We start from the raw sequence: 13,198 nt of genomic DNA on the forward strand, positions 1-13,198 counted from the left end.
TCCGCAGAGGAATGCTGGGACACCTTGGCCCGGTCCTCGGCCTACGAAGCCGGCGGGCCGCAACACTCGCCGACATCCATCAGACTGGCCCTGGCGGCAGGAGTGAACCGGGACAAGCTCGCCGCGAAGGCGGCGAAGCCGAGGTCGAACTCCAGCCTCCGTCGACGCTGCCGGCAGGAGGCGCGCCCACCGGACAAGCCCCAGAGGCAACGGTCCCAGAAACGACAAGAGCCCCCGAGTCTTTCGACTCGGAGGCTCTTGTTCGGAGTGCCCAGGGCGGGATTCGAACCCGCACACCTTTCGGCGCCACCCCCTCAAGATGGTGTGTCTACCAGTTCCACCACCTGGGCGTTTCGGCGGGGTCCATCTACCGGACCCCGTGGATTCACGCAACAACCAATTCAACCGTCGCGTGAATCCGATGCTTCCTGACGACTACTGCGCGGGCGTCGTCGGCGCGGGAGCCTGCTGGCCCTCCGCCGGCGGCGTCGCGGAACGCTCCTGCTCCACCGCTCCCGGTGCCGCCGGAGCCGGCGTCGTGGCTCCCGGGGTCGCCGGGGCCGTAGCCGCCTTGTTGGGCGTCGCCACGGAACCTCCCGCGGCCACCGAACCGCGCAGGCCCACGAAGGACAGGCCCAGCGAGGTCAGGAAGAACAAGGCGGCGCAGATGCCCGTCAGCTTGCTCAGGAAGGTCACCGCGCCGCGCCCACCGAAGGCGCTCGTCGCGGCACCGCCACCGAGGGCGGAACCCATGCCGGCGTCCTTCCCCGGCTGCAACAAGATGACGAAGATCATGAACACGCAGAGCAGGACGTGCACGATCGTGAAGAAGGTCAGCATGGGTGTTCCAAACGCTCCGTGAAAAGAGGGCGCAACCTACACAAAGTGGTCAACGGGTGACAACTTCTAACGGGGATAACGGCCTCAGCCAGCCGCCTTCACGATGGCCACGAAGTCCGCCGCCTTGAGGCTCGCTCCCCCCACGAGCGCCCCGTCCACGTCCGGCTGACCCAGCAATTCCGCCGCGTTATCCGGCTTCACGCTCCCGCCGTACTGGATGCGCACCCGCTCGGCCGTCCCCTCGTCGTACATCCGGGTCAGCAGCCCCCGGATGGCCGCGTGGACCTCCTGCGCCTGCGCCGTGGTCGCCGTCCGGCCCGTCCCAATGGCCCACACCGGCTCGTACGCCAGCACGAACGTCGCCACGTCCGCCCCGGAGAAGCCCTCCAGCGCGCCCCGCACCTGGCGCTCCACCACCGTGAGCGTCTGGTTGGACTCGCGCTCGGCCAGCGTCTCGCCCACGCAGACGATGGGCGTCATGCCGGCGGCCTTCACCGCCTTCGCCCGCTTGTTCACCGTGGCGTCCGTCTCCCCGAAGAACTGCCGGCGCTCCGAGTGCCCCACGATGACGTAGGCACACCCCAGCTCCGCCAGCATCGGCGCGCTGACTTCGCCCGTGAAGGCGCCCGAGGACTCCCAGTGGCAGTTCTGCGCCGCCAGCTGGAGGGGCGCTCCCTCCAGCGCGATGTGCAGGGGCTGCAACGCCACGAACGGAGGCGCGATGGCCACCTCCACCTTGTCGCCCAGCGCCGCCACCGCGCCGCGAAGCTCCCGCACCAGCGCGAGCGCTTCCGGCACCGTCTTGTTCATCTTCCAGTTGCCAGCGACGATCTTCCGACGAGCCATCGTGGTGTCTCCCCCGGTGCGTACCGCGTGGGTGGTGCCCTACTTCGTCTCCAGTGCCTTGATGCCGGGCAGCTCCCGGCCCTCCAGGAACTCCAGCGACGCCCCGCCGCCCGTGGACACGTGGCTCATCTTGTCCGCGTAGCCCATCTGCTCCACCGCCGCCGCGCTGTCGCCGCCGCCAATCACCGTGATGGCGTCCTTGTTGATGGACATCGCCGCGGCCACCGAGCGGGTGCCCTCCGCGAACTTCGCCACCTCGAAGAGGCCCATGGGGCCGTTCCACACCACTGTCTTCGCGTCGCGGATGCGCTGCGTGAACATCGCGCGCGTCTTGGGGCCGATGTCCAGGCCCATCATGTCCGCAGGGACGACCTGATCCGGCGTCTCCTTCACCGGCCCCTTGCCCTCCAGGTCCGCGCACACGATGTGGTCGATGGGCAGCACCAGCGGCGTCTTCAGGCGCTTCGCCGTGTCCAGCAGCTTCGCCGCCAGCGCCAGCTTGTCACCCTCCTCCACCCGGCTCTTGCCCACTTCAATGCCCTGCGCCTTCAGGAAGGTGTACGCCATGGCGCCGCCCACGAGCAGCGCGTCCACCTTGGGCAGCAGGCTCTCGATGACCTTGATCTTGTCGCTCACCTTGGAGCCGCCCAGGATGGCCACGAAGGGCTTCTGCGGATTGCGCAGGACCTTGTCGCCCAGGTACTCGATCTCCTTGCGCATCAGGAAGCCGGCGGCCTTCTCCTTCACGAAGGGCACCATGCCGGCCGTGGACGCGTGCGCGCGGTGCGCCGTGCCGAACGCGTCGTTGACGTAGACGTCCGCCAGCGCCGCCAGCTCGCGCGAGAAGGCCTCGTCGTTCGCCTCCTCCTCCTTGTGGAAGCGCAGGTTCTCCAGGAGGAGCACCTGCCCCGCCTTCAAGTCGTTCACCTGCTTCTTCACGTTGTCACCCACGCAGTCGTCCGCGTGGATGACCTCGTGCTTGCCGCCTAGCAGCTCCGCCAGCTTCTCGCCGACGGGCACCGTGGACAGCTTGGGGTCCGCCCCCTTGGGCCGACCGAGGTGGGACGCCAGGATGACCTTGCCGCCCATCTCCAGCGCGCGCCGGATGGTGGGGAGCGCTTCACGGATGCGGGTGTCGTCGGTGATGCGGCGCCCCTCCAGCGGGACGTTGAAGTCCACGCGGATGAAGACGCGCTTGCCGGTCAACTGCAGGTCATCGATGTAGCGGATCATCTTGGGTGTCCCTTGTGCCTGTCTCGGTCAGCCTGGGGTGCCGGATACGGCGCGGCTTTAAGCCACGCCCTTGGACACGAGGAACTTCGCCGTGTCGACCATGCGGTTGGAGAAGCCCCACTCGTTGTCGTACCAGGCCATGACCTTGAGCAGGTTGTCGCCCATCACGAAGCAGTTGGTGGCGTCGAAGATGGCCGAGTGCGGGTTGCCGTTGTAGTCCACGGACACCGTCTGCGCGTCGCTGAACTCCAGCACGCCCTTGAGCGGGCCGTTGGCGGCGGCCTTCATCGCGGCGATGACCTCTTCCGCCGTGACCTTCTTGGTGGTGTTCACCGTCAGGTCCACCAGGGACACGTTCGGGGTGGGGACGCGCACGGAGATGCCGTGCATCTTGCCCTTGAGGGACGGGATGACCTCACCGATGGACTTCGCGGCGCCGGTGCTGGTGGGGATCATGGAGAGCGCGGCGGCGCGGGCGCGGCGCATGTCCTCGTGGGTGAGGTCCAGGATGCGCTGGTCGTTGGTGTAGCTGTGCACCGTCGTCATCAGGCCCTTCTCGATGCCGAAGCTGTCCACCAGCACCTTGGCGATGGGCGCCAGGCAGTTGGTGGTGCACGAGGCGTTGGACACGATGTGGTGCTTGGCCGGGTCGTACTCGTGGTGGTTGATGCCGTACGCGATGGTCATGTCCGGGCCCTTGGCCGGCGCGGAGATGATGACCTTCTTGGCGCCCGCGGCCAGGTGCTTGGCGGCGGCGTCGCGCGCGGTGAAGCGGCCGGTGCACTCCAGCACCACGTCCACGTTCATGTTCTTCCAGGGCAGCACGGAGGGGTCCTTCTCCGCGGTGACGGCGATCTCCTTGCCGTTCACGACGATGCCCTTGTCCGTGTGACTGACCTCGCCCGGCCACGTGCGGTGCACGGAGTCGTACTTGAACAGGTGGGCCAGCGCCGACGGCTTGTCGAGGTCGTTGATGGCGACGATCTCGAGGTCTTCCTTGCGGCTGAGCGCGGCGCGCAGGATGCAGCGACCGATACGACCGAAGCCGTTGATGGCGAGCTTGATGGCCATGGTGTTTTCCGTCTCCTGGAAGGGGTGGGCCTTCGCGGCCCACCGTCATGAGTCTCGTAAAGAAGGCGGGCGACCGTAGGCAGGCGCCCCCGCCGAGTCAACGCTTCGCGTGGGCTGCTTTCGAGCGCGCACGTCGGAGCTGAACAATCACCCCGACCAACACCCAGAGCCCGGAGGCCGTTCCCGCCCCGGCCCCGCACCCGCAGCCGCTGTCTCCCTTGGGGGAATAGTCACTCGGGAGCGCCGGAACGACCGTCGGTTCCGGCGGCGGTTCCTCCGGCGGCGGCTTCACGGGCGGATGCGGATCCACCTCGCGCACCGCCACGCAGGACGACAGCGGCCGGGGGCTCACCGCGGGGGGCACGTCCGCGGTGGGCAGCGCCGGCGCCTGGGCGAGGATTCCCGAGCGCACCAGGAACTCGCCCACCAGCCGCGACCGTTCGCGATTGGACGCAAGGCCCTCGAACGGGAAGCCCAGCACCAGCACCTGGCCCGCGGGCGCCGTGCCCGACAGGACCGCCGCGCCCAGGCCCGCGGTGGGGTAGCGCAGCACGTCCGTCCCCGGGGTGGTGGGCACCAGGACGTCCGTCACCCCCACGGGGTAGGCCCCGAGCGTCCCGTCGTCCAGCGGCGTGACCGGCAGGTCCCGGAAGATGCCGCCCGAGGAGCCCTCCACCCGGCCGAGGGCCGAGCCGACTCCGAAGGAGGCCTGGAGGATGTCCGAGAGGAACGCCTTGTCTTCCGCGCTGCCCTGCGAGAGCGAGAACACCGTGCGGCTGCCCGACAGCATCAGATTCCCGCCGCCGGTGACGAACGCGCGCAGGGTGTCCTGTTCAGTGCGCGTCAGCCCCGCGCCCCCCACGCCGCCGCGCCCGGTGGACCAGTCCACCAGCTGGTAGCCCGTGGGCGCCACCAGCCCCGCCGCCACCGCGTTGCCCGTCGCGCTGTCGAACGCCACCGCCGCCTGCGCGAACGCCGCGCCGTGCTGGCGCAGGTAGCTGCCGTCGTTCATCGCTTCAAGGTAGACGCGCAGCGGCGCCTCCAGGTCGTACGGCGTCTCCAGCTCCTCGCCGCACGCGACCGTCGCGTCCAGCCGCTCGTACGCGTTGATCAGCAGCACGGGCGGCGTGTTCCCCGCGCGCACACCCACCGTGGCGGACGGGAAGGACTCGCCTCCCGCGTTCACCGCGGCGACGCGGAAGTAGCGCAGCGTGCCGGCCGACAGCGTGACGGTGGCCGACGTGCCCTGGACCTCCGAGCCCTCGTCCCAGCCGAAGCCGTCCGCGCTCTGGTACAGCCGGTAGGCGGTGGGCGCGTCGCGGCCCTCCTCCGAGGCCACCTGCGGGGGCACGGTCCACTTCACCTCCACCGAGCCCGGCGTCGCGTTGCGCGCCACCACCGCGCCCGGGGTCTCCGGCGGCAGTTGCACCGCCACGCCGTCACGGGTCGCGAAGTACTTGATCAACCCCTGCACGATGGCGCGCGCGGCCACGTGGCGGAAACGAGCCTCCTTGAGGTTCCCCGCGTCCGTCGTGTTGTCGTGATACGCCATCTCCAGGAGCACGGCGGGCGTCTCCGGGTTGTGCGTGGGGTTCACCTCGCCCAGGTTCGCCGAGCGCAGGCCGCGCACCCGCCAGGCCGGATCCACCTCGCGCTTCAGGTCCGTCTCAAGCTGCGACAGGAGCGCCCGCCCCAGCACGTCGCTGCCCGCCACGCCCGTGAAGTTGAGCGTGCCGTCCACCGGGTTGGGCCCGTAGACGTAGGCCTCCGTGCCCCGCACCGTGCCGGTCGTGCCCGCGTTGGTGTGCCACGCGACGTAGACGGCGTCCTCGCCCTCCTCGTGCAGCCATGCGGCGAAGCGCGGCCGGGACGTCACGTCCGCGTTGCGCTCGTTCAGCAGCGTGTTGGACCCCGACGGCGCATACACGCTGAAGGGCGCCCCGCTGTACTGCACGTGGTAGCGCCCGCTCTCCTCGAAGCGGGGACGCAGCAGCGGCCCCACCACCCCGTCGCCCATCAGGCCCCGGCCACCGCCCACGCGCACCGCGTCCACGGACAGCGTCGCACCCGGGCCCTGCGCCGAGTCGTTCTCCAGCACCACCGCGCCCGACTCCGGGTGCTTGCCCGCCTTGAAGTAGAAGCGCCCCAGGAGCACCCACGTCCCGCCGTGGCGCTGCTGGTTCACGCGGAAGTGGCTCTCCCCGCCCGCGTGCTTCACCACGTAGTGCGCGTCCGTCGCCCGCGTGGGGTCGGAGCCGTAGGAGACGTAGACGTTGTAGGCCGCGTCCGCGGGCACGTCCGGGGTCCACGTCGCCCTCGCGGTGGAGGTGGCCGCCGTGTCCAGCGTGCGCGTGGTGCCCAGGGTGAAGGGCTCCACGCCGTTGCCCATGGGCACGGGCGGCGGGGCCCAGCCCTTCTGCGTGGAGGCGTGGAAGCGCGCCGAGTCTCCGCCTTCCTCGTAGCCCGTGCCGCCGTTGTCCACGGTGGCGAGGAGCGGGTTCAGGTCCGACTCGCGCACCGTCACCACCGTGGCGCCCGCGGCCATCAGCATGGGCTGCAGCTCCTGCGACACCACCTCCGCGGAGATGAAGTCCTCCACCACGCCCCAGGTGTTGGGCCGCTGCGTCGCCCAGCGCTTCAGCCCGTCGGCGCGATAGAAGCCGTGGCCCGGGCTCAGGTAGATGACCTTGCCGGACAGCGCTCCCTCGCCCAGCCGGGTCTGCGGCACGCCCGCCGTCTTCAGGTGGGACTTCGCGGCGCGGGCTTCGCGGCGCACCACCGCGGGCGCGTCCGGCGCCAGGCGGCGCTGCTCGTGGGCCCGGGGGGCCGGAGCTGGCAGGTATTGAACACCCGGCGGCTCGAGCCCCAGGTCGTCCCCCTCGAAGGCTTCAGGGGTGTCCTGCGCTTGAGCGAGGACGGAGGTGCACAGCAGGGTCAGCGCCAGCGTGCGCGACCAGGACGGAAGGAACGTTCGCATCACGCGACCGACCTTACCCGTTCACTCCCCCGCTTCAATCGAACCCGTGGGTGCTAGCCTGCCCACCCCTTCACCTTCCGATGACCGTTCCTGCACCCTCCCGTCCCCAGTTTCCCTCCCGCCGCAGCAACGGACTGTTCGCCTCGTTCGGACATGCGTGGGCGGGCCTCATCCACACCGTGGCCTGGCAGCGCAACATGCGCATCCACCTCATCTCCGGCGTGCTGGTGGGGCTGGTGGGCAGTGGCATCCCGCTGGGGCTCGCGGAGAAGGTGACGCTCATCTTCTGCGTGCTGCTCATCTTCTTCGCGGAGATCCTCAACAGCGCGCTGGAGCAGCTGGTGGACCTGGCCGTGCAGCAGTTCGACGAGAAGGCCCGGCTCACCAAGGACGCGGCGGCCGCGGGCGTGCTCGTGCTCGCGGGCGGCACCGTCGTCATCTTCGCCGCCATCCTGATCAACTACTGGGAGACCGTGCGCACCAGCACCGACGCCATCTTCCGGCAGGTCGCGCTGGGCCTGCCGCTGGCCGGCTGCGCCACGGTGCTCGTGCTGCCCCAGCCCCGGCCCGCCGCCGTGGACGTGCTCGCGTTCCTGCTGGCGCTGGGGCTGCTCGCGCTGACGGTGCCCACGTCCGCGAGCCTCGTCTTCACCGCGCTCACCGCCGCGCTGCTCGTCATCGCCGCCGCGGCGGCCCGCGAGCGCAGGCGCCATCCGCAGCCCTGATGGGCCGGAGCTCGACACCGCGTTGAAGGGTTCGCCCCCCGCCACCTCGCGGGTGGGGCGCCCGGAACCGGTCCGGAGCCCGCACACCCGCGGAGGGTTGCTGCCGTGAAGTCTAAAGGGCTACGCGCGCTGCTGAAAGCCCGCTCCGGCGTCGGAGGCAGGTGTCGCCTGGGCGGCAGCGGCGACCGCCTTGTCGCCTTCCTTCAGGTCGGTCGTCACGAGCTCCAGCAACTCCGTGGCGATGCCGATGACCTGGTGCGGCGTGTAACCGCTTGCGCGCAGCTGGTTGAAAAACGTGCGCGCGAGGATGCGGGTGCCCTTCTGGTCGGTGCTCACGGGAATTGCCTCCGGATTCGGCGCCACGTGTCCAGGCGCCGCGTCTGCTTGGGAGTCCGGTCTTCAACCTCCGTGCCAGTCGTTCTCTTCCAAACGGATTCTTCAGCAGTCCTCAGGGGTTAAAGCCCGGAACTTGACGGCACGGAACGTGGAAGGTGCGAAGGGGGTTACGCACCCGGACGTCCGCCCCGCCTGGAACGCGGTTCCGGGTGCATCAGCGGGTACGCACCCACCCCGCCCCCCTCCAAAGGGCCATCCCGTCTTTTCAAGTGCTTGCATTCCCTCCGGGGGGTGGAGCACATACGCGCCCCCATCGAGGAGTCAGAACACAATGGCGTACCGGGTGAACAACATCGGGCTGTGGCTGGACGAGCCGGAGGAGCTGCTCGGCCAGCGCGCCGCGGAGAAGCTGGGGGTCACCCGGAGTGACCTCGCCTCCGTGCGGGTGGTGCGCTCGGTGCTGGATGCGCGCAAGAAGGGCAGCCCGCGCTACATCTACACGCTGGAGGTGGAGCTGGCCCCGGGCCGCAAGGCGCCGCGCCTGCCCCCGGACGTGAGCGAGGCCCCGCCCCCGCCGGAGCTGCCGCCGCGCGTGAAGGAGCCGGAGAAGCTGCCGCTCATCATCGGCACGGGGCCCGCGGGGCTGTTCTGCGCGCTGGGCCTGCTGGAGCGCGGCGTGCGCAGCATCCTGCTGGAGCGCGGCAAGGAGGTCGTCACGCGCCGCAAGGACGTGGCGAAGCTCATGCGCGACGGGTCGCTGGACCGCGAGAGCAACATGAACTTCGGCGAGGGCGGCGCCGGCGCGTACACGGACGGCAAGCTGTCCACGCGCATCAACCACCCCATGGTGCGCAAGGTGATTGAAGCCTTCGCGAAGTACGGCGCGCCGGATCACATCCTCATCGAGGGCAAGCCGCACATCGGCTCCGACCTGTTGCCGGGCGCCGTGGCGAAGCTGCGCGAGGAGCTCATCGCGGGCGGCTGCCAGGTGTACTTCGAGCAGCGCGTGGACGACCTGCTCTACCGCGACGGCCGTATCGCCGGCGTGAAGATGGCGGACGGGCGCACGCTGGAGAGCGACCGCGTCATCCTGGCGCCGGGCAACTCCGCGCGCGAGCTGTACGAGCGCTTCGCCGCTGACGGCCGCGTGAGCGTGGAGGCCAAGCCCTTCGCGCTGGGCTTCCGCGCGGAGCACCCGCAGTCGCTCATCAACGGCATCCAGTACGGCTCCGCCGCGAAGCACTCGAAGCTGCCGCCCGCGGACTACAAGCTGGCGGAGAACCTGGACGTGGACGGCGAGGTGCGCGGCGTCTACTCGTTCTGCATGTGCCCCGGCGGCATCGTGGTGCCCACGCCCACCGAAGAGGGGCTGCAGTGCACCAACGGCATGAGCAACTCGCGGCGCAACGCGAAGTACGCCAACGCGGGCATCGTCGTGTCGGTGTCCGTGGCGGACTTCGCGCGCGAGGGCTTCCACGGGCCGCTGGCGGGCCTGGAGTTCCAGCGCCACTGGGAGTCGGAGGCGTACAAGCTGGGCGGGGGCCGCTTCTTCGCGCCCGCGCAGACGATTCCGGACTACCTGGCCGGCCGCGTGAAGAAGGACCCGGGGGACACCAGCTACCGCCCGGGCCTGGCGCACACGGACCTGAACCAGCTCTTCCCGGAGCGGCTGACGCAGTCAATCAAGGCGGCGCTGCGCACGTTCGACCGGAAGATGAAGGGCTTCATCAGCGACGAGGGGAAGCTCATCGGCATCGAGAGCCGGACGTCCTCGCCGGTGCGCATCACCCGGGGTGACGACCTGCAGTCCGTGTCCATGCGCGGCCTGTACCCGGTGGGCGAGGGCTGCGGCTACGCGGGCGGTATCGTGTCCTCCGCCATTGATGGACTGCGCGCCGCTGAGCAGATTGCCACCGAGCTGGCTTGAGGTCCCCTGCCCTTCCGGGCGAGGGTGGCCTGGGAGGGATGGACCCATGGCGTATCGCGTGCGCACCCCGGATGGTGAGCTGATGTTCCCCTCGCTGGGCGACATCGAGCGCGCCTATGTGCAGGGGCTGGTGGACGCCGACGACGAGGTGCGCGAGGACGGCGCGGAGAAGTGGCGCAAGGCGTCCTCGCTGCCGGTGCTCGCCCGGGCGAAGAAGCCCCAGGCCGGAGGCACGTCCAAGCGCGCCCAGACGCTCACGGTGGTGGGCGCGGTGGCGGTGGGGCTGCTCGCGCTCGTGCTGCTGTTCACGGGCACGAACTGGAACATCCGCATCATGGGCATCGCGCTGGCCCTGGTGGTCAGCGGAATGCTCACGCGGGTGACCTTCAAGGCCTACAAGCGGCCACCGCCCGTCCTCTAGCGCCGCTCGCTCCCCTGCCCTCCAGGGCAGCGGCACGGCCCTCGCCGCCAGCAGGCCCCACACGGCCCATGTTTGGCGGAAGGCACCCCAAGGGGTGCCCTCCATCGCGCTGGAGGAGGACCGCACCTTGCTCAGCACCTACCTGTCCCGAGAAGCCGCTCGCAAGCTTCGCCATGGCGCGCCCTGGCTGCGCCGCGAGGACATCGTCTCCATCGAGGGCGAACCGCAGCCGGGCACGCCCATGCAGCTCAAGGACGAGGACGGGCAGCTGCTGGGCCTGGGGGACGTGGACCTCCAGGCCTCCTACGCCGTGCGCCGCCTGGGCCTGCCGGACGAGTCCGTGGAGGGGCTCATCCCCCGCCACGTGCGCCATGCCTTCGAGCGGCGCGCCCGGCTGGTGGACGACCCGCGCTTCTGCCGCATCGTCAACGACGACGGGGACGGGCTGCCGGGCCTCATCGTGGACCGGTATGATCAGCACTTCGTCGTCCAGACGCTCACCCGCTCCATGGACGCGCGGCAGGAGGAGATCACCCGCACGCTGGGAGAGGTGACGGGGGCGGCCTCCGTGCTGCTGCGCAACGACACCTCCCGGCGCAAGGCCCTGGGCCTGCCCGCGCAGCGCCCGCACGTGATGTACGGCACGCCGCCGCGCTGGTGCCGCCTCTTGGAGATGGGCGCGCGCTTCACCGTGGACCTCACCTACGGCAAGGGCACCGGCTACGGGTACGACCACCGCGAGCTGCGCCGCTTCCTGGGACGCACCGGCAACGGGGACCGGGTGCTGGACGTGGCGTGCAACGTGGGCGGCCTCTTCGTCCACGCGGGGCGCCACGGGGCGAAGCAGATTCTCGCCTTCGACGGCAACGCGGACTCAGCGGACCTGGCGCGCGAGAACGCGGAGGCCAACGGCCTGCTCGGCCGGGTGACGGTGGAACAGGGCGAGCCGCTGGCCGTGCTCCGGGCCCTCAAAGAGACCTTCGACCTGGTGCTGCTGGACACGCTGGGCGTGGCGTCCGAGGACGACTTCATCGAACAGGTGCGCCTGGGCCTGAGGCGCACCCGACATGGGGGGCGGCTGCTGGTGGTCGGTTATCACCCACCGCTGGGGTTGGGTTCGTTCACCGAGTGCGTGGCCACGGCCTGCGAGCAGGAGGCGCGCATCGCATTCCGGCTGGTACGGATGGGATTGCCGCCGGACCACCCGGCGCCGGTCGGCTCCCCGGGGGCCGAGTACCTGGAGGCGGTGGCGCTCGAGGTGAGCTGAGCGCGTGTTGTTTCGCCCTCGACGGGCCTCCTCGGTGTTAGTGTCCGCGCCGCGATGACAACCGAAAACGAGTCCCAGGCCGCGACCTCTTCCACCCCGGAGGCTTCCGTCGAGACCGTCCGCAAGGTGTACGCGGCGGACCTGCGCGAGAAGGATCGCGTCAACACCGTCTTCCGCGTCACCAAGAAGGAGAAGGTGAACGCGCGCAGCGGCAAGGTGTTCCTGTCGCTGTCCCTGGCCGACAAGAGCGGCACGGTGGACGCGCGCGTGTTCGACAAGGTGGACGCGCTCGAACCCGTCTTCCAGAGCGGTGACTACGTCCTCGTGCAGGGCAGCGTCATCGTCTTCCACGGCCGCACCCAGGTCGTCGTGGAGGCCGTGGAGCGGCTGGATCCGGAACCGCTCGACCCCAAGGAGTTCGAGCCGCCCCCCGCCCCGCCCGCCGAGGCGAAGTCCCCCGAGTCCAAGGCCGGCGACGGCAAGCCCGCGGCCGAGGCGAAGTCCCACGAGCCCAAGGCCGGCGAAGCGAAGTCTGGCGACGGCAAGCCCGAGCGCCACGAGGGCGGCGGTGGACCGCGCGCGGTGGGGCAGATCCGCGAGCTCATCACCGAGCGCGTCAACGACCCGTTCGTGAAGCAGCTGCTGCTGGCGCTCCTGGACGACGCGCAGGTGTCCACGGCGCTGCCGGTGGCGCCCGCGGCGAAGGGCGTGCACCACGCGTGGCGCGGCGGGCTGGCCGAGCACGTCCTGTCGGTGATGCGCCTGACGCTGCGCGTGTCGGACCACTACCCCATGGCGGACCGCGACCTGCTCCTGGCCGGCGCGTTCCTGCACGACGTGATGAAGGCCGGCGACGGCGCGTCCGACAAGGGCTTCGACACCTCCGACGAGGGCCGGCTGGTGGGCCACGCGGTGCTGGCGGCGCAGAAGATCCGCGAGAAGACCCTGGGCATCCCGGGCTTCCCGCCGCTCCTGGAGCAGCACCTGACGCACCTGGCGATCTCCCAGCAGGGGCCGGCCGGCGCCCCCGGCGCGAAGGTGCCGGTGACGCTGGAGGCGCAGATCGTCGACACGCTCAGCTCGCTCGACGCGCGCATCTCCTCGTGGGTGGAGGCCATGCAGCGCGACCCGAACGAGCGCTGGACGGATCACCTGCGCGCGTACGACCGCTCGCTCTGGAAGGGCTTCGTGCCCACCGGCCGCGGCCGGGCTCCGGTGGAGGGTGGCCGCCGCAAGCACCGCGAGGAGAAGCGCAAGGCGCGCGCCGACAAGGGCGCTCCCGCCCAGGCCGGCGAGGGCACCGCCGCCCCCGCCACCCAGGAGGCCCGTCCGGAGCGTCCGCCGCGGCCTCCGCGCGAGCCCCGCGCCGAGCGTCCGCCGCGCGAGGAGCGTGGCCCCCGCGAGGAGCGCCCGCCGCGTCCGCCGCGCGAGGACCGTCCTCCGCGCGACCCCAAGAGCCTGCCCGGCGAGCTGACCTTCAAGCCGTTCAGCGCGCTGGCGCCGCCCGCGCCCGCGAAGTCCGGTGATGAGGGTGGTGGCTCCTCGGAGGGCTGAA

At 70.6% G+C, this 13,198-nt stretch carries 11 protein-coding genes and 1 tRNA gene; 5 read left to right on the forward strand and 7 right to left on the reverse strand.

All coding sequences use genetic code 11. The features are described from left to right. Positions 1 to 268 precede the first annotated feature (268 nt). The 6 genes from NR792_RS12875 to NR792_RS12900 all read right to left on the reverse strand — a co-directional run bounded on the left by NR792_RS12875 (position 269) and on the right by NR792_RS12900 (position 6,967). Positions 269 to 350: transfer RNA gene (locus NR792_RS12875), tRNA-Leu, on the reverse strand. A gap of 85 nt (positions 351 to 435) precedes the next feature. Beyond that, positions 436 to 840 carry a preprotein translocase subunit SecG gene (secG, locus tag NR792_RS12880; protein WP_375760345.1) on the reverse strand — a complete coding sequence of 135 codons (405 nt, stop codon included), beginning with the start codon at positions 838 to 840 and terminating at the stop codon, positions 436 to 438. An 84-nt stretch (positions 841 to 924) separates the two neighbouring features. Beyond that, entirely contained in the window at positions 925 to 1,686 is a 762-nt protein-coding gene (gene tpiA / locus NR792_RS12885) for a triose-phosphate isomerase (RefSeq protein ID WP_338278787.1), read from the reverse strand. A 39-nt stretch (positions 1,687 to 1,725) separates the two neighbouring features. Further along, entirely contained in the window at positions 1,726 to 2,919 is a 1,194-nt protein-coding gene (locus tag NR792_RS12890; RefSeq protein WP_375760346.1) for a phosphoglycerate kinase, read from the reverse strand. Positions 2,920 to 2,976: 57 nt separating this feature from the next. Beyond that, on the reverse strand, positions 2,977 to 3,990 hold the full coding sequence (gap, locus tag NR792_RS12895; protein WP_375760347.1) for a type I glyceraldehyde-3-phosphate dehydrogenase: 1,014 nt from the start codon (positions 3,988 to 3,990) through the stop codon (positions 2,977 to 2,979). Positions 3,991 to 4,087: 97 nt separating this feature from the next. Continuing rightward, entirely contained in the window at positions 4,088 to 6,967 is a 2,880-nt protein-coding gene (locus tag NR792_RS12900; protein ID WP_375760348.1) for an N-acetylmuramoyl-L-alanine amidase, read from the reverse strand. 80 nt (positions 6,968 to 7,047) lie between these two features. Here NR792_RS12900 and NR792_RS12905 point away from each other — a divergent pair, with 80 nt between their 5' ends. Beyond that, complete coding sequence (locus NR792_RS12905; protein WP_375760349.1) at positions 7,048 to 7,692, forward strand: diacylglycerol kinase family protein; 645 nt, start codon at positions 7,048 to 7,050, stop codon at positions 7,690 to 7,692. Between the two features lie 120 nt (positions 7,693 to 7,812). On the opposite strand, the gene NR792_RS12910 is transcribed toward NR792_RS12905, so the two are convergent. Next, complete coding sequence (locus tag NR792_RS12910) at positions 7,813 to 8,028, reverse strand: hypothetical protein (protein ID WP_375760350.1); 216 nt, start codon at positions 8,026 to 8,028, stop codon at positions 7,813 to 7,815. A 331-nt stretch (positions 8,029 to 8,359) separates the two neighbouring features. Between NR792_RS12910 and NR792_RS12915 the strand changes: the two genes are divergently transcribed. The 4 genes from NR792_RS12915 (at position 8,360) to NR792_RS12930 (ending at position 13,197) form a co-directional block, all read left to right on the forward strand. Continuing rightward, on the forward strand, positions 8,360 to 9,955 hold the full coding sequence (locus NR792_RS12915) for an NAD(P)/FAD-dependent oxidoreductase (RefSeq protein WP_375760351.1): 1,596 nt from the start codon (positions 8,360 to 8,362) through the stop codon (positions 9,953 to 9,955). Positions 9,956 to 10,001: 46 nt separating this feature from the next. Further along, on the forward strand, positions 10,002 to 10,376 hold the full coding sequence (locus tag NR792_RS12920; protein WP_375760352.1) for a hypothetical protein: 375 nt from the start codon (positions 10,002 to 10,004) through the stop codon (positions 10,374 to 10,376). Positions 10,377 to 10,503: 127 nt separating this feature from the next. Further along, positions 10,504 to 11,643: a class I SAM-dependent rRNA methyltransferase gene (locus NR792_RS12925; RefSeq protein ID WP_375761611.1), complete on the forward strand. Its 1,140-nt coding sequence runs from the start codon at positions 10,504 to 10,506 to the stop codon at positions 11,641 to 11,643. Between the two features lie 54 nt (positions 11,644 to 11,697). Next, positions 11,698 to 13,197 (forward strand): HD domain-containing protein, encoded by a 1,500-nt coding sequence (locus NR792_RS12930; protein ID WP_375760353.1) that lies wholly within the window; start codon positions 11,698 to 11,700, stop codon positions 13,195 to 13,197. Position 13,198: the final 1 nt, after the last annotated feature.

This window comes from Corallococcus exercitus (assembly GCF_042231735.1).
GTDB lineage: Bacteria > Myxococcota > Myxococcia > Myxococcales > Myxococcaceae > Corallococcus > Corallococcus exercitus_B.